Raw genomic sequence first — 19,345 nt, 5'->3', positions numbered from 1 at the left:
ACGAGGAGTATCACCATGGCCACGCTTACCGAGAAGACCCGAGACGATACCGGGCAGGACGACGTCCACGAAAACGAAGACGAAGGCGAAGGCGGCGAGTCCGCTGCCGAGACAACCGAATCCGCGCAGCCCGAGATCCCGACGCCACACCCGTCGCGGCGGGTGCTGGCCGCCGCGCTGGCACTGCTCTACGTCGCGACGCTCGGTGGCTGCGGATTCCTGGGCTGGCAGTTGTGGCAGCAGCACCAGCTGGCGAGGGCCGGTGACCAGGCCCGGCAGGCGGCCGTCGGCTATGCCCAGATCCTCACCAGCATCGATTCGACCAAGGTGGACGAGAACTTCGCTCAGGTGCTCGACGGTGCCACCGGCGAATTCAAGGACATGTATTCGCAATCCAGCGTGCAGCTGCGCCAATTGCTGATCGACAACAAGGCGGCCGCCCACGGCATCGTGACCGAATCCGCGGTCCAGTCCGCGACCGAGGACAAGGTGGTGGTGCTGTTGTTCGTCGATCAGTCGGTGCAGAACAGCAATGTGCCCGATCCGCGGGTCGACCGCAGCCGGGTGAAGATGACCATGGAGTACGTCGACGGGCGCTGGCGGGCGGCCAAGGTGGAACTGCCGTAAGCCATGCGCATCAGCTCATTGTTGTTGTCCGGCATGGTATTGCCGATGCTGTGGGCGCCCACGGCGGCCGCATCCGCGGTGTCCTTGTGCAGCGACCTCGGCGGACAGTGGGACGGGCAGTACTGCCACGCCACCGTCACGTCGGAACGCCAGGCGGTCCGCGATATCAAGATGGCCATCCCGGTGGGACTGGTCGATGACCCCGCCGCCGGGCCGGTGGTGAGCGGGTATCTGCGCACCTTGATGAGCAACTGGAAGAGCGTGGCGGTGAAGATGGTCGCCGACAGCTACGGCGAGGAGAACTTCCAGACCTTCGCCCACGGCGCGCTGCTGTCGATAGTCTTCCGCGAGACCTACCACGCCGACGGGCCGGCTTTCAACAATGCCTATCGGACGTTCACCTTCGATATGGCTGACGGCAGCCAGGTGCGCCTGGCCGACCTGCTGCGTCCGGGTGTCGACCCCCTGACCGCGATCCCTCCGCTGGCCCAACCCTTTGTGACCGCCGCGCTCGACGCCGCCGCCCCGCCGCACACTCCGGGCAGCTACCCGTTCACCCCGGACCGTTGGACGCCGGACAAGGTGTACTCCGGCGGGTATCGCGCGTGGGCGATCACCCCGGACGAGCTGGTCCTCTACCTGCCGGATTACCCGGTCGGACATGATCTGCCGGTGGACTACACGACCGGCGTCATGCAGTGGTCGATGGACGGTGGTGCGGTACAGGCGCACATCCCGCTGGCCGCGCTGGCACCGATTCTGCGCCCCGACCTGGGCGGGACGTGAGCCGATCAAGAAGTCGCCGCCACGATGTCGAGAAACGCGCGGCGGCTCCGTCCCTGTAGTGAGCGACCGCTAGGGTCGCGAACTGGAGGGAGAAATTCATGGCGAAGTACCTGCTGCTGAAGCACTATCGGGGCGCCCCGGCGTCGGTGAACAACGTGCCGATGGACCAGTGGACACCCGCCGAGGTCGAGGCGCACATCGCCTACATGAACGATTTCGCGAAACGACTGCAGGCCAGCGGCGAATTCGTCGACAGTCAGGCGCTGGCACCGGGCGGCACCTGGGTCCGTTCCGGTGGTGACGGCAAACCACCGGTGACCGACGGCCCGTTCGCCGAGACCAAGGACCTCATCGCCGGCTGGATGATCATCGACGTCGACACCTACCAGCGGGCGGTCGAACTGGCCGGAGAATTGTCGGCCGCGCCCGGCGCCGGTGGGGAGGCGATCCACGAATGGCTCGAGCTGCGGCCGTTCCTGACCCACGCGGCGACCGACACCGACTGCCTGCTGCACCGACCGTGACGCGGTAGTGGACGACGCGCGGCTTCGCGATCTGATCCCCGGTGTGCTGGCGGCGCTGGTGCACCGGGGTGCGGATTTCGCCACCGCCGAAGATGCGGTGCAGGAGGCGCTGATCCGGGCGCTGGAGACGTGGCCGGCCCGGCCACCGGATGACCCGAAGGGCTGGTTGATCACCGCCGCATGGCGCCGCTTTCTCGATCTCACCCGATCCGATGCCGCCCGGGCGCAGCGCGAAGTGCTTGTTGCAGAACAGCCACCGGTGGGATCCGTCCCCGCGGTGGACGACACCCTGGCGCTGTACTTTCTGTGCGCGCACCCCAGCCTGACATCGGCCTCGGCGGTCGCGCTGACCCTGCGGGCAGTCGGCGGGCTGACCACCCGCCAGATCGCACAGGCCTACCTGGTGCCGGAAGCGACCATGGCACAACGGATCAGCAGGGCCAAACGCACCATCGGAAATACGGGGCTGGACCGGCCGGGCGATCTTCCCACCGTCCTCAAGGTGCTGTACCTGGTGTTCAACGAGGGCTACGGCGGAGACGTCGACCTGGCCGAAGAGGCGATCCGGCTGGCCCGGCAGCTGGTGGCCACCACCGGTGACGAAGAGGCCGCGGGGTTACTGGCCCTGTTCCTGCTGCATCACGCCCGCCGGCCGGCCCGCACGACCGCCGACGGCCGGCTGGTCCCGCTGGCCGAGCAGGACCGTGCGCTGTGGCGGCGCGACCTGATCGCCGAGGGGGTGGCGGTATTGCAGGCGGCGCTGGCGGCCGACCGGCTCGGGGAGTACCAGGCGCAGGCGGCGATCGCCGCCCTGCACGCCGATGCGCAGAGTGCCGGCGAGACCGACTGGGTGCAGATCGTCGAGTGGTATGACGAATTGGTCCGCCTCACCGGCAGCCCGGTGGTGCGGCTGAACCGGGCCGTGGCGGTGGGAGAGGCCGACGGGCCGCGCGCCGGGCTGGCGGCACTGGCCGAATTGGATCCGGCGCTGCCCCGCTACACCGCCGCGGCGGCTTATCTGCACGAGCGCGACGGTCAAACAGCCAGGGCGGCAGATCTTTACGTGCAGGCGGCGGCCGAGGCGGACAACGTCGCCGAGCGTGACCACCTCACGATCCGGGCGGCGACCCTGCGGCAGGGGTGAGGGGTGCAAAACCCCGCATGATGGTGTCGAGGTGGCGTTGCCACCGTTGTTGCCCGCGGTGCGCCGGATCGATCTGCTCGGACTGGATGACACCGCGCAAGGCCCACACGGCGATGGTGATGTCATCGGCGGTCAGGTCCGCGCGTACCGCGTGCGCCTCCTGGGCGCGGGCGAGCAGGCCGGTGGACCGTCGGCGCAGTTCTTCGACCAGGTCCCGGGGTGCGAGGTCGCCCCATACCGGTGCGGACAGCCCCGACTTCTCGGCCAGCTCGACACCGACGGTGCGCAGGAACAACTCCACGCCGTCTTCGGGTGGCGCCTGTTCGGCAGCGGCCGCGACATCGATGAGCCGTGCGAAGAAGCCGGCGAGCACCTCCGCCACCAGACCCTCCTTGTTGGCGAATCGGCGATAGAGGGTGGCCGGGCCCACGCCGGCCTCCTCCGCGATGTCGTCCAGGGTCGCCGCAGGCCCCCGCTGGGCGAAAACCCGCTCAGCCGCCGCGACCAGCTTTTCGCGGTTGTTCGTGGCATCTCGCCGCACGCGCACCTCCTCCGGACCATCGTGGGAATAGATCCCGAACCGACGCGTTCCATACTATGTGATAGTCGAACTATCAGTTAGAGGATGATGGTGAGGATGAACGACGACAAGGCCCGCGTACGGCTCGGGCACACGGATCTGACGGTGCGGCCCATCGGATTGGGCTGCATGGGTATGTCGCAGTTCTACGGAGATTCCGACGACCGGGGCTCGATCCGCACGATTCGCGCCGCGATCGAACTCGGGGTGGATTTCCTGGACACCTCGGACGTGTACGGCGGCTCGGATATCGGCACGGCCACCAACTCGCGCGGATTCGGCCACAACGAACAGTTGATCGGAACGGCCCTGCAGGGCCGGTGGGACCGGGTGGTGCTGGCCACCAAGTTCGGCGCGAAGATCAACGACACCAGAGACGGCGTCACGATCGACGGCCGGCCGGTTTATGTGGCGGCCGCGTGCGAGGCGAGCCTGCGGCGGCTGGGCACCGACGTCATCGATCTGTACTACTACCACCGGCTGGACCGCACGGTGCCCATCGAGGACACCGTCGGGGCGATGGCCGAACTGGTCGAAGCAGGCAAGGTCCGCGCGCTCGGCCTCAGTGAGGTGGGCCCCGACCTGATCCGCAGAGCGCATGCGGTGCATCCCATCTCGGCGTTGCAGAGCGAGTACTCGCTGTGGGAGCGCAGCGTCGAGGCGGAGATCACCGCGACCTGCCGCGAACTCGGAGTCACCCTGGTGCCGTACTGCCCATTGGGCCGCTCGGCGTTGACTGGTGCACTGAAGGCCGGGGACACGTTCGACGCCAATGATTTCCGGCATTCCAACCCGCGGTTCTCGAACGGCAACCTGGCCACCAACCTCGAACCGGTGACAGCACTGGCCGAGCTCGCGAGTGAGAAGAACTGCACTGCCGGCCAACTGGCGCTGGCCTGGTTGCTGGCCCAGCCGCTGGACGTCGTCCCCATTCCGGGAACCCGGCGTGTTGCACATGTGCGGGAGAACTTCGCCGCCACCGCGGTCGCCGTCAGTGCCGATGAGATCGCCTACCTGAATGCCGTTTTCGCCCCCGGGCGAGTGGTGGGGGAACGCTACAACCCGGTCCACGCGGCCACCGTCGCGCGCTGAACTCACACGAACAAGGAGAGAAAGTCATGAACAACATCTGGTTCATCACGGGATCCTCGCGCGGATTCGGCCGCGAACTGGTGCGTGCCGCGCTGCAAGCTGGTGACAGTGTGGCCGCCACCGCGCGCCGGCCCGAGCAACTCGATGATCTGGTGGCCGAGTACGGCGATCGGATCGCGGCACTGGCACTGGATGTCACCGACGCGGACGCGGTGTCCGCCGCCATCGCGGCCACCCGGGACCGGTTCGGTCGTATCGACGTCGTGGTCAACAACGCCGGTTACGCCAATGTCGCACCCATCGAGACCGGTGCGGTGGCGGACTTCCGGGCCCAGTTCGAGACCAACTTCTGGGGCGTCTATCACGTCTCGAAGGCCGCCATCCCGGTGCTGCGCGCACAGGCCGGCGGCCTGATCATCCAGTTCTCCTCGATGGGTGGCCGGGTGGGCGGATCGGCGGGCATCGCCTCCTACCAGGCGGCCAAGTTCGCCATCGACGGCTTCTCCCGCGTCCTGCAGACCGAGACGGCGCCGTTCGGGATCAAGCTGCTCGTCGTGGAACCCAGTGGGTTCGCCACCGACTGGGCCGGCTCGTCCATGTCGGTCGCCGACGTTCCCGAGCGCTACGCCGGCACGGTGGGGGCGATGAACACGGTTCGGAAATCGGATGCGATCACCGCGGGCGACCCGGCCCGCGCCGCCGAGATCCTGGTGCGGTTGTCCCGGCGGAATGACCTGCCCTACCACCTGCCGCTCGGGGTGAACGCGGTGGAAGGCTCGATCCGCCAGGACGAAACGCTGCTCGCGCAGGACCGCAAGTGGGCGGCGGTGGGTCGGTCCGCGGACTTCGGTGAGCCCTACCCCGTCGAGTTCCCGGCAGCCGAGGACCACGAATGCGCCTCCGCGCGGCCCACCGTCGTGTGACAGCACGGCAGGGATGTGTAACTACCGAATAAAGGTATACGGTCTAACTATGAGCGCAGTATCGGTGATCACAGGTGGTGCCGGCGGAATGGGTGTGGCCACCGCCAAGATTGTCGGCAGGGACCACACCGTGGTGCTGGCCGACAACCGGCAGGACCGGCTGGATGCCGCGGCGGGCACGCTGACCGGCCTCGGGGTGCGGGCGGCCGCGGTCCACTGCGACGTCACCGACCCGAACGCGGTCGCGGAACTGTTCGAAGCCGCGGCCGCACTCGGCCCGGTCGTGTCGGTGATCCACACTGCGGGTGTGAGCCCCAGCATGGGCGACGCCGATCACGTGATGCGGACCAACGCCCTGGGCACCGTCAACGTCAACGAGGCCTTCTTCGCCATCGCGGGCGAGGGCTCGGTGATCGTCAATGTCGCGTCGATGGCGGCGTATCTGATGCCCGAGGAGTTCATGCCGGCAGCCCAGTTCCCGCTGGCGCTGACGGATGCCGCGGCCTTCGCCGACGCGATGCGCGAGTCCTACTCGATGGCCCCCGAAGAGGCCCGCTCGGGGATGTCCTACGCGGTGAGTAAGGGCTTCGTGAAGTGGTACACGTCATCGCAGGCCGAGCGTTTCAACACCCGCGGGCTGCGGATCGTCTCGGTGTCCCCGGGGTCGGTGGACACCGAGATGGGGAAGCTGGAAGCGGACGCGGGCGCTGGGGCCATGGTGGCCGACTTCGCCGTGCCCCGCTGGGGCAAGGCTGAGGAGATGGCCGAACTGTTCGCCTTCTGCGCCAGCGACCGGGCGGGCTACCTGACCGGCACCGACATTCTCAACGACGGCGGAGTGGTCGCGTCCATGCGCGAACGTGTCCGGGTCGCCGCTTTGCAGGCCTGAAGCCCCCGCTGTTCTGAAAAGGCGTGCGGCGTCACCAGACTCGCACGTAATCGACGAGCATGTCGGCCGGATAGGTCCCGGCGCCCGGGTCGCCACCGCCGGACCCGGCCACCGCCAGATCCAGCACCGGAAACAGTTGGTAGCCAGGCTGATTGAACTGCCAGTCCGGTAGGGCGTGGGCCGGGACGTTGAAATACGGCTGGGCGCCGTCGGTGTAGTCCCGCCAGAACCGCATACCCGCGTCATCCCACTGCACCCGCCAGGTGTGCCAGGCACTGTCGACGCTGATCGTCTGGCTGACGTGCTCGCCGCCGTTGAGCTTGGCGTGCACCGCGGTACCGGGCGCCCATTTGCCGTTGCCGTACCACTCCATGATGTCGACCTCCCCACCAATGGTGGGGTCGTTGTTGGCCAGGTACCAGGCCGGCCAGCTACCCGGGGTGAGGCAGTTCAGCTTGATCCGGGCCTCCCAGTTGTGCCCGATGCCACCCCGCCACTTGCCGAACAGCTTGCCGCTGTAGAACGTGTTGCCGTCCTTCGCGGCGCGGAAGACGAGATTCGACTTGCCGTCCAGGAAGACGTTTCGGCGGTCGTCGCGGTACTGCCCGACATTGCCGGGCAACTCCCAGAACGTCGGGTCTTCCATCGATTCGCGCGCCAGGGCCACTTCCCATTTCGACGCGTCGGGTGCCGAACCGGCGGGGCCGTCGAATTCATCGGCGAAGAGATAACCACCGGCCGCGGGCGCCGCGGGTGGCGGTGCGACCGGAGCGGCCTGGGCAGCGGGGGTGGGCATGGCGGCCGTCAGCGCGCCGATTCCGGTCAGCAACATCATGTCGCGTCGGTTCATCCGTAGTTCCTCTCAGCTGATCGCGGACACCAGGTCCGACGCTTCGGGAACGATGAGCACCGGAGTGTCGGTATGCGCCACGACTGCAGCTGCGACGCTACCCTGCAGATGCCCGAGCAGGCCGTTGCGGCGATGCGGACCGAGCACGATCAGGCTGGCCTGGTGCTCACGGGCGGCGCCGACGATGCCCTTCCAGGTGGGCGAGGCTTCGACGGCTTTGCTGCACACCAGGAACCCGGCATCGGCGGCCAGTTGCGCGCCGTGCGCGGCGGTCTGCTCCGCCGCGCGGCGCACCTCGGCGGCTTTGTCGGCGTCGAAACGCCCGCCATCGGTCGGGGTGAAGCCCACGTCGACGGGCTGCCAGACGCACACCAGCAGCGCCTGGCGGCCGGGTGGAAGCTGGGCCGCGGCCGCCGTGATGGCCGACGCGGCACGCTCGGAGCCGTCGTAGGCGATGAGGATCGGGCCGGGGGAGCCGGCCCGGCCGGGGTGCTCGGTTGCCTCGGCGGGTACCGGTGCTGTGGTGGGCGGTGGCGCGGGCAGTCCCTTGCGCAAGCGCGCCAGCAGCGGTGGGGAGTACCAGGCCGGCGATTCGCCGTTCAAGAACAGGTCCAGGTCGGGGGTTTGCGGCCGGGCACCGCTGAGGACGTAGACGGCCACCCCGAACACCGCGCCGGCGATGGCCAGCCCGAACCCGATCCACAGCGCGGTACCGGTGCCGGTGACCAGGTCGCCGGCCGTCGTCGCCGCGAAGTGCGCGAAGATCGGCGCCACCATGAACGCCGCCACCGCGCGCAGCAGCTCGATGATCGCGAACACCCGCTGCAGGCTGTTGGACTGCAGCGAGAATCCGGCTACGAACAGCGCGGGTGCGACGGTGGCGCCGAGGGCGAGACCGGTCAGCGCCGAGCCGACGATGGCCAGCGGCTGATTGGCCGGCAGCGCCAGCCGGAACACCAGGATGCCCGCCGCCAGCAGGGCCATGCCGACCAGCGGCAGGTAGTGCATGGCGCGCCGGGAGATCACGATGCCGAACACCACGGCCATCACCACCGCGCCGGCCAACTCCGGCAGGTAGAGCAACCCGACCTGCACCGGGCTGAAACTCAGCAGGAACACGTTGGCCGTCAGGGCGGTCGCGGCCACCGAGGCGGCCGCGGCGAACAGCGCGACACCCACCCCGGCGACGGGGATGGCGCTGGTGAGCATCGTGCGGATGGTCAGCAACGGGCGGCGGGCCCGGAACTGATAGACGATCAGCGCAACGATGAGCGCCAGACCGCCGAGCATGGGACCGGTCACCGCCATGTCACCGAAGCCGTGACTGGTCAGCTGCGCGGCCCCGACGAACGCGGCGGTGCAGCCGGCAGCGGCCAGCGCGATCGCCCACAGGTCGCGGGGTGCTTCCCGGTCGGCGGGCGGGGCGTCGTCGAAGGTGAGCGCGGCCAGGATGAGCGCCGTCAGCGCGACGGCGGCGACGATCCAGAACAGCGGCCGCCAGGCATGCGACTCGGCCTGCACACCGCCGACGAACGGGCCGAGCGCGACAGCGCCGAACACGCACATGTTCATGATCATGGCCGTGTTGCGCAGCTTGTCCCTGGGGAAGCCGATGGTCAGCGGCGGCGCGGCCGCGATGAGCAGCATGCTGGTCGACAGGCCCTGCAGCACGTGACCGCCGATGAACATGCCGGCGTTCTGCGCCGCGGCGGCCAGCACCGAGCCCAGCACGAGCAACACGGCGTAGGCGAGCAGCATCCGGCGCTGGGGCAGATGCTGGGCGAACTGGACCGCGAGCACCGTGCCCACGGCGTAGGCGGCGTTACCGAGGCCGGAGCTGAGGCTCATCTGCTGAGCGGTCATGTGCAGCTGTTCGGAGATGATCGGCACCAGCGGGTCCAGCGCGGCCGACAGCGCGAGGTAGGGAATCAGCGCGAGCGTGACCATGGCGGCCACCGCCGGATAGCGTCCGGCCAGCGGTCCTTGGCGCATCAGCGATACCCGAACCTGTGAATTTGCTGGCAGTTGTGCGCAGCGCGGGGCCGGCTGGTCATCCGGATTGGGTCGGCCACGTGTCGCTGCAACTCCTTCGAACGGGCGTTTGTTCCCGGTGCGGTGACCGGGAACGCCCTGATGTCGGCAGTTCATTTCGATTGCCCACGCCGAGAGACATTTTCACCGGTGGGGCGAACGCGGTGACGGCATCGTCAGCGCGGAGATGGTGTCATCCTATCGGTTCGCGGACCCGCGGGTGGGCCCGGGCCGGGCGCGGGTACGTCGAGCAAACCGCGTATTTCGTTCACAAACACTAATTAGCTGCACTTATCTGCGTCATCGAACCTCCCGAGCACCCTCGGGCCGGCCCGTGCCGCATGTCACGTAACACCCGGCCCGCCGGTGACGATGAATCCTTTGCTGTGACTTGCGGAAGGGGCGTCGGGTGATCGGTCGGGTGGCATCGGTGGTGGCGGCAGTCATCGCCATGGGAGTTTCCGGGATGTCGATGGGAAGCGCGTCAGCGGAGCCGGGGTGCCCGGACTACCACTGGATCGGCGCGGCCGGGTCGGGCCAGCGCGACGCCGCGCACCTCGGCGCCAACGGCGGGATGGGCGACGTCGTCTACCAGTCGTACCAGCAACTGCAGAGCGCCCTGGCGGCCGACGGGCGCACCATCACGGCCGAGGCCGTGCAGTACCCGGCCGCACCGGTGCCCGCCGACGGCGGGGTGCGAGGCTGGATGACCTTCATGGACAGCGTGCACGACGGCACCGATGCCGCGGCCGATCAGCTGAAGTCCTTCAGTGCGCAGTGCCCGGACACCAAGGTGATCCTCGCCGGATATTCACAGGGCGCCATGGTGATTCACCGCAACCTGCACGACCTCGCCGATGACCCCCGGGTGGTGGCCGCGCTGCTGGTCGCCGACGGCGACCGGCTGCCCGCCGACACCACCATCAACATGGGCTCGGCGGCGCTGACCCCCGGGGTGGGTAAGGGCGTGGCGCAAGAACATTCGTTCCTGGCGTCGACGGACACCTCGACGCTGCCCGCGGCCATCGGGGCGCGCACCGTCAGCGTCTGCGATGCCGGCGACCCGGTCTGCGACTCCGTCCCGGACCAGGAGTCGATGTCCCCGGCCGGCATCGCCATCCACACCGGCTATGCGCCGACCACCGCCGGCCTGCACGCCTGGGGCGCCCCGCTGTACAACCTGGTGCTGGCCTCCGAGCTACAGCCCGCGCAGAGCCTCCGGTAACGGCCCGGTGTGCAGCACGCCGAGGCGCTGGGTGGCTCGGGTCAGCGCGACGTAGAGGTCGGCCGCCCCACCGGGCCCGTCCGCGAGAATCGCCCCCGGTTCGACCACCAGGACGGCGTCGTACTCCAGGCCCTTGGTCTCCGACGCGGGTACGGTGCCCGGCATCCCTGGCGGTCCGATCACGACGCTGGTGCCGGGCAGGCGGTCCTCCTCGGCCACGAATTGTGCTATCGCCGACGGTAATTCGTCGGCGCTGACGCGACGGGCCCAGGGCGCGAAGCCGGACGCGCGCACCGACTCCGGCGGCGTGACATCCGGCGCGAAATCGGCGAGCAGCGCGGCCGCCACGGCCATGATCTCCGAAGGTGTGCGGTAGTTCACCGACAATGAGCGGTATACCCAGCGGCCGGGCACATACGGGGCGAGCATCTCGTCCCATGAGCGGGCACCGGCTGCCGAACGGCGCTGCGCCAGGTCGCCGACGATGGTGAAGGACCGTGCGGGGCAGCGCCGCATCAGCACCCGCCAGTCCATCTCGGACAGCTCCTGCGCCTCGTCGATGACCACGTGCCGGTACGTCCAATCACGGTCGGCGGCAGCGCGTTCGACGAGCTCGCGGGTGTCGCGCTCGGCGAACCGATCGGCGAGGTCCTCCGCGGCCAAGACGTCCTGGGCCAGCAGCCGGTCCTCGTCGTCCATCAGTTCTTCGCGGGCCACCATGAGGTCGAGCACACCCTTGGCGTAGTCCTGCTGCTTCTTGCGCTCGCGCGCGGCGGCCCGGTCGGCGGCCCGGTCCCGGCCGAGCACGTCGACCAGTTCGTCGAGCAGCGGCACGTCCGAAACCGTCCACGCGGCACCGTCGGCGCGCCACAGTGATTCGTCGGCGCCGGCGGCCTTGAGCCGGTCATGAGACGAATACAGTTGCGATAACACCGATTCCGGGGTCAGCAGCGGCCAAAGCTGGTCGATGGCGGCGTGGAAGGCCGGGTTCTCGATCAGGTCCTCGAGCAGGTCGGAGCGCATCTGTTCCCAGGCGTTCTTGTCCGAGCGCGACAGCCAGCCCTTGCCGATGCGCGCGATCGCCCGCTCGGTGAGGACATAGGTGATGATGTCGATGAACACCGCGCGGGCCTGGTTGTGCGGGTGGCCGCTGCCGCGTGCCTCGTCGCGGGCCCACTGCGCGGTTTCGGCGTCGATGCGCGCCGTCACATCGGACAGCTCGATGACCAGTGGTTCCTCGGGCAGGCGCTGATGGTCGGCGACCGCGGCGGCCAGCACGTCCAGCATTCGCAGCGAGCCCTTGATCCGTGCGACGCCGGGGGCGTCCACGGCGGTGACGTGCAGCCCGGGCACCAGGTCGCCGGTGGTGGTGAAGACCACGTCGGTCTCGCCGAGGGAGGGCAGCACCCGGCCGATGTGTTCGAGGAACGCCGGGCTGGGCCCGACGACCAGCGCGCCGTGGCGCTCGATCTGCTCGCGGCGGGTGTAGAGCAGGTAGGCCACCCGGTGCAGTGCCACCACGGTTTTGCCGGTGCCGGGACCGCCCTCGATCACCAGCACGCCGGGGTGGTCCAACCGGATGATCTCGTCCTGCTCGGCCTGGATGGTCGCGACGATGTCGCGCATCCCCTCACCGCGGGGCGCGTTGACCGCGGCCAGAAGTGCGGCGTCGCCACCGGTGGTGGCGTCGGGCCGGCCGAGCGCCTCGTCGGTGAATCCGACCAATTTGCGGCCCAGGGTGCGGAACTGGCGGCGTCGCCGCATGTTCTCCGGGTTCGCGGCGGTGGCGGTGTAGAAGGCGCGGGATGCCGGGGCCCGCCAGTCGAGCAGCACGGGTTCGTACCCGTCGGTCGGGTCGAACAGGCCGAGGCGCCCGATGTAGAGCCGTTCGCCGTCCGCTGTGTCCAGCCGTCCGAAGCACAGGCCGCTGTCGGCGACGTCGAGGCGCCGCATCTCCTTGGCCAGGGCGCGCACGCTGACATCGCGCTCCAGCAGGGTCGCCCCGTCCTGCGCGTCGATATCGCCGCGCAGTGCGGCGTCATAGCGCCGCTTGGCTGCCGCGCGGTCATCATCCAGCCGGGAGTAGAGCCGGTCCACGTACAGCCGTTCGGACCGCAGCTCGCCCTCATACCCGGTTTCTCCGGTAGTCACAGTTCCCCCCAACGCACCCGAACCCAGATGAGTTCCGGTTCAGGCCAATGATTCTGCGATACCACCCTGGCCTTGCCGCAAGCCCCCCACCTGGCTATATGGTGGAAAGGGGAGTCAGGCACCCGTGGTGGCGTTGCCGGGCAGGCGCCGCTCGACGATACCGGTCAATGCGGCCATCGCGGCAGGATCGCCGGTGACCTCCAGATCACCCCGGGCGATCGCCTCCCGCATGGTGACGTGCCGGCCCGCGATCGCGAGGAATGTCGCGGCGGTGGTCCGGACCGTGACGGCGGCGTCCGGGCTCTCGCCGGCGGTGACGCGCATTCGTCCGTTGCGCACCCGCAGCCACGCGCTGCTGCCGTCGATGTGGAACTGATAGACGGCGGCGAAGTCCGGGGGCATGTCGTCGGCGTCGGCCGCCGCCAGGAAACCGAGTGCCCACTCGGCTCGGAAGGCTTCGTCGACGGCGCTCGCGCCGGCCATCTGGTGCCTGGCACCCCACAGCGCGAGCGGGATGACGGCCTCGGCGAGCTCGAAGCCGGACGCGGTGAGTTCGTAGGCCACCGCCGTGTTGGGCTGATCGAGGATCAGCTTGCGCGCCACGACGCCGTCGGTCTCCAGCTGCCGCACCCGGGTGGCGAGCAGGCTGGTACCGATGCCGGTCAGCGCCTCGGCGAGCTGGTTGTAGCGCTTGGGGCCCGAGGCCAGCTCCCGGACGATCAGCAACGTCCACCGTTCGCCCACCACGTCGAGGGCATGCGCGAGACCGCAGAACTGACCGTAATTGCGCCGGGACATGACCAAACCCTACCGGAGCGCTACAGAATTCGTATGCGGACTGATAAAACATGGTGCGCACTTCAATTTCTTATGTTAGGTTTCGGGCAGCAAAGGTGAAGGGGAAGGCGTCATGGCTGCACTGACACACGCGGGATCACCGACACGGGCCCGCCGGATTCTGATGGCACTGGTGCACGGGTTGGCGCGCGAATGGATGGCGGAGCGGGAACTGCCGGCCTCGGACCGCAAACAGCGGCGGTACTACCCGCCCAGGCGCGATCGCGTCATCGAAGACGCGGCGATGTCACGCGAGATGTTCCGGCTCTGAGCGCGGCTCAGGTCAAGCGCTTGTCGAGCACCGACAGCGTGCGCTGCGCCCAGCGGATGTTTTCCTCCTCGAAAGAGATTCCGCGCAACAGCGTGAGGTACGGGCCGATCCGCTGACCGGTCGCCAGGAAGTCGTCCTCGTCGCGGTCGCCGAGCAGGCGCAGGCGCATCCGCTCATAGCGTTCGAGTTTACTTGTCGACCAACGTAATTGATCTGCGACCAGACCGCGAACGGCCACCGGATCGCCCCCGTCGACGGCGTTGACCTTGATGAGCAACTCGTCGCGGAAGGTGGAGGGCTTCGGCGCCGCGGCGGTGAACTCCCGGATGGCGGCGTGGCCGGCGGGGGTCAGCGAGAAGAGTCGCTTGTTGGGCCGGCGTTCCTGTTGCACCAGCCGGGCCTCGATGAGACCGTCGGCTGCCAGTCGGTCGAGTTCGCGGTAGAGCTGTTGGGGGGTGGCAGTCCAGAAGTTGGCCACCGACGCATGGAACAACTTGGCCAGGTCATACCCCGACGACTCACCGCCGAGCAGGGCGGCCAGCACCGCGTCGCGTAGTGCCACGCGGCTACTGTACTGTCATCCACACCTATTCAACAAAGTGACTATGTGAGGTGCCGGATGCATCCATTCCGTCAAGCCGTCGAGGCCCGAGACCCCGACGCGATGGCCGCACAGTTGGCCGATGACGTCGTGTTCACCAGCCCGGTGGCGTTCAAGCCCTACCCGGGTAAGCCGATCACCGCCGCCATCCTGCGCGGGGTGCTGCGGGTGTTCGAGGATTTCCGGTACGTCCGGGAGATCACCGACGGGAACGGGCACGACCACGCGCTGGTCTTCGAGGCCACGGTGGCCGGCAAACGGATCACCGGCTGCGACTTCATCCACACCGACGACGACGGCCTGATCGATGACTTCATGGTGATGGTGCGCCCGCTGTCCGGCGCCCAGGCGCTCTCGGAGGCGATGGCTGCGCAGTTCCCGCAGATCCAGCGGGAGGCGCTGGAAGGAGCTCAGAACTCGTGAAGATCGGGCTCGGTATCAACTACGCCGGCGGTTTCAAGGAGGTCGCGGCCGAGGTCGCGGATCTGGAACGGGCCGGCCTGGACATCGTCTTCGTTCCCGAGGCGTACTCGTTCGACGCGGTGAGCGCGCTGGGCTATCTGGCCGCCAGTACCCAACGGGTGCAACTGGCTTCGGGCATCCTGCAGCTGTACACCCGCACCCCCACCCTGACGGCGATGACGGCAGCCGGGCTGGACTACGTCTCCGACGGTCGGTTCATCCTGGGCCTCGGCGCCTCCGGCCCGCAGGTCATCGAGGGGTTCCACGGGGTGCCTTACGACGCGCCGATCGCCCGGACCCGGGAAGTGGTGCAGATCTGCCGGCAGGTGTGGCGCCGCGAACGGGTGCAGTTCGACGGTGAGCACTACACCATCCCACTGCCCAAAGACCGCGGCACGGGGCTGGGCAAACCGCTGAAGTTGATCAACCGGCCTGTGCGCGAACGGATCCCGGTCCTGCTGGCGGCTCTCGGGCCGAAGAACGTCGAGCTGGCCGCCGAGATCGCCGAAGGCTGGCAGCCCATCTTCTTCCTGCCCGAGAAGTCGGGCGACGTGTGGGGCAAGGCGCTGGCTGCCGGCCGGGCCCGCCGTGATCCGGCACTGGGCGAGCTCGACGTGTACGCCGGGCCGGCGCTGGCCATCGGCGACAACGTGGAGCCGCTGCGGGAATTCGTCAAACCCCATCTGGCGCTCTACATCGGCGGGATGGGTGCCAAGGGCAAGAACTTCTACCATGCCCTGGCCACCAGCTACGGCTACGGCCCGCAGGCCGACCGCATCCAGGAGCTGTACCTGGCCGGCGACAAGGAGGCCGCGACCAAGGCAGTGCCCGACGAGCTGGTGCGCGACGTATCCCTCATCGGCTCAGCGGCATTCGTCAAGGAACGGGTTGCCGCGTTCCGGGAGGCGGGCGTGACGGCACTCAACGTCGTGCCGATTGCCGAAACACCCGCCGCCCGGGTCAAGCTGATCGAAACGCTGCGCGACCTGGTTTAGCGGTGCGCGGCGGTCTGGTCCACGGGCTGCACCGACCGCTGACTGCCCAGGCGGCTGACCACATAGCCGGCCGCCTGATCCGTCAGTCCGCGGTCGATGTAGGTGCCGTGCGCGGCTTGATCCCTGCCGGTCGGAGAGCACACCGGATCCTCCTCGATGCAGATATCGTCGGTCTTGCCCACGTACCGGGAACCGACGGTGATCGGGGGTGCACCCGTGTAGATCATCTGCAGGAACCCGCTGGACGGCTTGCCGAACAGTGCCACGGCGGCGACCTTGTCGGCGACGTCGGCGGGCATCGGGCCGCTGAGACCCGGCGGAAGCGCGAAGCCCTGCGGCACGGCGTCGGCCGTGATGTACGCGGCCACCGCGGCACCCTGGGAGTAGCCGCCGAGCACGATCTTGGTGTTCGGGCAGGCCGCCGTCGTGGCGCGGACCTTGTTACTGGCGTCGATGACACCGTCTGCGGCGGTGGCGAAGTCCAGCGACGCCGGGTAGTTCACCGCATACTCGTCCACCGACTTGCCCGGCGCCTTCGCCCGCACCGAATCCACGAACGCCCGCCCGACGGTGCCCACGCCCGCCGGTTCGAACGTCCCGCGCGCGAACACCACCTGGACGTCCGGACACGGATCTGCCACAGCCTGACCCGCGGTCACCAGCGAACCCGCCGCCACGAACACCGCCGACGCCGCAACACCCATCCAACGATCAATCTGATTCATCACAACCGCCTAAATATGTCCCCGACCCGCGGTGGCGCCGGTGCCCCGCGATAAGCACGGTGCGTATACCCAGGAACCGCACCTCTGAATCTCAGTCGAGACGGCCGGCCCCAGTCATCCGCACCACCGGTGATCCTTCCTCATCCGATGCGCCGAGGTCCACCTCGATATCGAAACCCCAGTCGTGGTCGCCGGCCGGATCATCCAGAATCTGGCGGACCCGCCACGTTCCGGGTTGCCGGTCGAAGATCAGCATGGCCGGGCCGCGCGCGTCCGCGCCGGTGCCCACCTCGTCGTGCTCGGCGAAATACGCCGCACCGGCGTCGGCCCAGCGTTGCGCCGGCCAGCCCGAGCCGGCGTCCAGGGCGCCGAGGTCGGCCCACCGCTGCCGGGCGAACAGCTCGACCCGCCGGAACAACGCGTTGCGCACCATCGCCGTGAACGCGCGCTCATTGGCGGTCAGGGCCCGCACCGGCACCGTCACCGGGACCGCCTCGGGCTGATCGCCGCTGGTGAGCAGTTCCCACTCGTCGAGCAGGCTCGAATCGACTTGGCGGACAAGCTCTCCCAGCCACTCGACGATATCGCTGAGCTCCTCGGTGCGGGCCGCAACCGGAACCCCGGAGCGCAGCGCCTTGAACGTGTCCGACAGATAACGCAGCACGGCTCCCTCCGAGCGGGTCAGGCCGTACTCGCTGACGAACTCGCGGAACGTGTGTGCCCGCTCCCACATCTCACGCACCACCGATTTGGGGGACAGCTTCCCGTCGGCGGCCCACGGATTCGTGCGCAGGTACACCTCGAAGGTGTACTCCAACATCTCCTGCAATGGCTTGGGGTAGGTCACCTCGTCGAGCAGTTCGATGCGTTCGTCGTACTCGATACCGTCGGCCTTCATCTGCGCGACGGCCTCGCCGCGGGCCTTGTTCAGCTGCGCGGCCAGGATCTGGCGAGGATCCTCCAGCGTCGCCTCGATCACCGAAACCACGTCCAGCGCATAGGTCGGGGCTTCGGTGTCCAAGACATCCACTGCGGCCAGCGCGAAGGTGGACAACGGTTGGTTGAGCGCGAAGTCGGGCGGCAGGTCCACGGTGAGCCGGTATCGGCGGCCGTCGGGTTCCGATTCGGGAAGCCGTTCCAGGATGCCGGCCTGCAGCAGGGACCGCGCGATGCCGACCGCCTCCAGGATGAGCTTGAGCTGGCGTTTGCGCGGCTCATGGTTGTCGGTGAGCAGCCGTCGCATCGCGATGAACGGGTCGCCGGGCCGGTCGACGACGTCCAGGACCATCGCCGTGGACACCCGCATGTGGCTGGTCAACGGTTCGGGGGTGGCCTGCACCAGCCGCTCCATGGTCGACTCGCTCCACGGCACCATGCCCTCGGGCACCTTGCGGCGCACCAGTTTCCGCCGCTTCTTCGGATCGTCGGCAACCTTGGCGAACTGCTTGAGGTTCTCCACTTCGTGGTCGGGTGCCTGCACCACGACGGTGCCCGCGGTGTCGTACCCGGCGCGCCCGGCCCGGCCGGCGATCTGGTGGAACTCACGGGCGTTGAGCAGCCGGGTGCGGGTGCCGTCGTATTTGGACAGCGCGGTGAACACCACCGTCCGGATCGGCACGTTGATGCCGACACCGAGGGTGTCGGTCCCGCAGATGATCTTGAGCAGGCCGGCCTGGGCCAGCTGTTCGACGAGGCGCCGGTACTTGGGCAGCATGCCCGCGTGATGGACCCCGATTCCGTGGCGCACCAGGCGGGACAGCGTGCTGCCGAAGGCCGTGGAGAAACGGAACGCACCGATATGCGTGGCGATCGCGGCCTTCTCCTCCTTGCTGCACACGTTGACACTCATCAGCGCCTGGGCCCGTTCCAGTGCCGAAGCCTGGGTGAAGTGCACGACGTAGATCGGTGCCTGTTTGGTGTCCAACAGGTCGCCGATGGTTTCGTGCATCGGTGTGGTGGCGTAGGAGTAGAACAGCGGCACCGGACGCTGCGCTCCGGCCACCAGTGCCGTCGGCCGGCCGGTGCGGCGGGCCAGATCGTCGCGCAGGAAGGTGACGTCGCCGAGGGTGGCCGACATCAGCAGGAACTGGGCGCGCCGCAGTTCCAGCAGCGGTACCTGCCACGCCCATCCGCGGTCGGGGTCACCGTAGAAGTGGAACTCGTCCATCACCACCAGCCCGATATCCGCGGCCGCCCCTTCGCGCAGCGCGACATTGGCCAGCACCTCGGCGGTGCACGCGATGATCGGCGCACCCGCATTCACGGCCGCGTCACCGGTCAGCATGCCGACATTGGCCGCGCCGAACACATCGCACAACGCGAAGAATCTCTCGCTGACCAGCGCTTTGATCGGGGCGGTGTAGTAGCTGCGACGATCCGCGGCCAAGGCGGCGTACAGCGCGCCGGTGGCCACCAGCGACTTACCGGACCCGGTGGGCGTGGCCAGCACCACGTTGGCGCCACTGACCAGTTCGATCAGCGCCTCTTCCTGTGCCGGGTACAGCGGGGTGCCGCAGCGCTGGGCCCAATCGGCGAACGAGACGAACAGTTCGTCGGGGTCGGCACCGAGCGCCCGCAACGCGGACAGGTCGGTGGGGTCCTCGAGCAGGGCGGGGGCGGTGGTCATGTCCCG

At 68.5% G+C, this 19,345-nt stretch carries 19 protein-coding genes; 11 read left to right on the top strand and 8 right to left on the bottom strand.

The genetic code is table 11. The features are described 5' to 3' along the window. Positions 1-15 precede the first annotated feature (15 nt). The 4 genes from ACXPWS_RS31135 (at position 16) to ACXPWS_RS31120 (ending at position 3,081) form a co-directional block, all read left to right on the top strand. Positions 16-627, top strand: coding sequence for a DUF3329 domain-containing protein (locus ACXPWS_RS31135; protein ID WP_458710341.1), 612 nt, complete (start codon positions 16-18; stop codon positions 625-627). A gap of 3 nt (positions 628-630) precedes the next feature. Beyond that, positions 631-1,413 (top strand): mannan-binding family protein, encoded by a 783-nt coding sequence (locus ACXPWS_RS31130; RefSeq protein ID WP_458710340.1) that lies wholly within the window; start codon positions 631-633, stop codon positions 1,411-1,413. Between the two features lie 98 nt (positions 1,414-1,511). Beyond that, entirely contained in the window at positions 1,512-1,937 is a 426-nt protein-coding gene (locus tag ACXPWS_RS31125; protein WP_458710339.1) for a YciI family protein, read from the top strand. A gap of 7 nt (positions 1,938-1,944) precedes the next feature. After that, the gene (locus ACXPWS_RS31120; protein ID WP_458710338.1) at positions 1,945-3,081 is read left to right on the top strand and encodes an RNA polymerase sigma factor; all 1,137 of its coding nucleotides are present in this window, start codon (positions 1,945-1,947) and stop codon (positions 3,079-3,081) included. Here the strand turns inward: ACXPWS_RS31120 and ACXPWS_RS31115 are convergent. Continuing rightward, positions 3,047-3,622, bottom strand: a complete 576-nt coding sequence (locus tag ACXPWS_RS31115) for a TetR/AcrR family transcriptional regulator (protein ID WP_458710337.1) — start codon at positions 3,620-3,622, stop codon at positions 3,047-3,049. The two genes, ACXPWS_RS31120 and ACXPWS_RS31115, sit on opposite strands and share 35 nt — an antisense overlap. Positions 3,623-3,718: 96 nt before the next feature. Between ACXPWS_RS31115 and ACXPWS_RS31110 the strand changes: the two genes are divergently transcribed. The 3 genes from ACXPWS_RS31110 to ACXPWS_RS31100 are packed head-to-tail and all read left to right on the top strand — an operon-like array spanning position 3,719 to position 6,565. Beyond that, a complete protein-coding gene (locus ACXPWS_RS31110) occupies positions 3,719-4,753 on the top strand; it encodes an aldo/keto reductase (protein WP_458710336.1) in 1,035 nt (344 codons plus the stop codon). A gap of 26 nt (positions 4,754-4,779) precedes the next feature. Further along, positions 4,780-5,676: an SDR family NAD(P)-dependent oxidoreductase gene (locus tag ACXPWS_RS31105; protein ID WP_458710335.1), complete on the top strand. Its 897-nt coding sequence runs from the start codon at positions 4,780-4,782 to the stop codon at positions 5,674-5,676. A 49-nt stretch (positions 5,677-5,725) separates the two neighbouring features. Then, a complete protein-coding gene (locus tag ACXPWS_RS31100; RefSeq protein ID WP_458710334.1) occupies positions 5,726-6,565 on the top strand; it encodes an SDR family oxidoreductase in 840 nt (279 codons plus the stop codon). Positions 6,566-6,596: 31 nt separating this feature from the next. Here ACXPWS_RS31100 and ACXPWS_RS31095 read toward each other — a convergent pair whose 3' ends face one another. Further along, positions 6,597-7,415, bottom strand: coding sequence for a glycoside hydrolase family 16 protein (locus ACXPWS_RS31095; protein ID WP_458710333.1), 819 nt, complete (start codon positions 7,413-7,415; stop codon positions 6,597-6,599). A 12-nt stretch (positions 7,416-7,427) separates the two neighbouring features. Continuing rightward, positions 7,428-9,407, bottom strand: coding sequence for an MFS transporter (locus tag ACXPWS_RS31090; protein ID WP_458710332.1), 1,980 nt, complete (start codon positions 9,405-9,407; stop codon positions 7,428-7,430). Between the two features lie 448 nt (positions 9,408-9,855). Between ACXPWS_RS31090 and ACXPWS_RS31085 the strand changes: the two genes are divergently transcribed. Then, entirely contained in the window at positions 9,856-10,671 is an 816-nt protein-coding gene (locus ACXPWS_RS31085) for a cutinase family protein (RefSeq protein WP_458710331.1), read from the top strand. Here the strand turns inward: ACXPWS_RS31085 and helR are convergent. Together helR and ACXPWS_RS31075 are read right to left on the bottom strand one after the other, a co-directional pair. Then, a complete protein-coding gene (helR, locus tag ACXPWS_RS31080; RefSeq protein WP_458710330.1) occupies positions 10,645-12,822 on the bottom strand; it encodes an RNA polymerase recycling motor ATPase HelR in 2,178 nt (725 codons plus the stop codon). The genes ACXPWS_RS31085 and helR overlap by 27 nt on opposite strands. A 114-nt stretch (positions 12,823-12,936) precedes the next feature. Beyond that, positions 12,937-13,620: a winged helix-turn-helix transcriptional regulator gene (locus ACXPWS_RS31075; RefSeq protein ID WP_458710329.1), complete on the bottom strand. Its 684-nt coding sequence runs from the start codon at positions 13,618-13,620 to the stop codon at positions 12,937-12,939. Between the two features lie 112 nt (positions 13,621-13,732). On the opposite strand from ACXPWS_RS31075, the gene ACXPWS_RS31070 reads away from it, so the two are divergent. Next, positions 13,733-13,930: a hypothetical protein gene (locus tag ACXPWS_RS31070; RefSeq protein WP_458710328.1), complete on the top strand. Its 198-nt coding sequence runs from the start codon at positions 13,733-13,735 to the stop codon at positions 13,928-13,930. A 7-nt stretch (positions 13,931-13,937) separates the two neighbouring features. Here the strand turns inward: ACXPWS_RS31070 and ACXPWS_RS31065 are convergent, their stop codons facing one another. After that, positions 13,938-14,492: a PadR family transcriptional regulator gene (locus tag ACXPWS_RS31065; RefSeq protein ID WP_458710327.1), complete on the bottom strand. Its 555-nt coding sequence runs from the start codon at positions 14,490-14,492 to the stop codon at positions 13,938-13,940. Between the two features lie 57 nt (positions 14,493-14,549). On the opposite strand from ACXPWS_RS31065, the gene ACXPWS_RS31060 reads away from it, so the two are divergent. Beyond that, on the top strand, positions 14,550-14,954 hold the full coding sequence (locus ACXPWS_RS31060; RefSeq protein ID WP_458710326.1) for a nuclear transport factor 2 family protein: 405 nt from the start codon (positions 14,550-14,552) through the stop codon (positions 14,952-14,954). Then, positions 14,951-15,988: an LLM class F420-dependent oxidoreductase gene (locus tag ACXPWS_RS31055; RefSeq protein WP_458710325.1), complete on the top strand. Its 1,038-nt coding sequence runs from the start codon at positions 14,951-14,953 to the stop codon at positions 15,986-15,988. Before ACXPWS_RS31060 ends, ACXPWS_RS31055 begins: the two co-directional genes overlap by 4 nt. Here ACXPWS_RS31055 and ACXPWS_RS31050 read toward each other — a convergent pair. Beyond that, positions 15,985-16,713, bottom strand: a complete 729-nt coding sequence (locus tag ACXPWS_RS31050) for a cutinase family protein (RefSeq protein ID WP_458710324.1) — start codon at positions 16,711-16,713, stop codon at positions 15,985-15,987. The two genes, ACXPWS_RS31055 and ACXPWS_RS31050, sit on opposite strands and share 4 nt — an antisense overlap. Positions 16,714-16,804: 91 nt before the next feature. Next, positions 16,805-19,339, bottom strand: coding sequence for a DEAD/DEAH box helicase (locus ACXPWS_RS31045; RefSeq protein ID WP_458710323.1), 2,535 nt, complete (start codon positions 19,337-19,339; stop codon positions 16,805-16,807). Positions 19,340-19,345: the final 6 nt, after the last annotated feature.

The organism is Mycobacterium sp. BMJ-28 (assembly GCF_054404835.1).
This window is presented reverse-complemented; position numbering and strand designations above follow the sequence as displayed.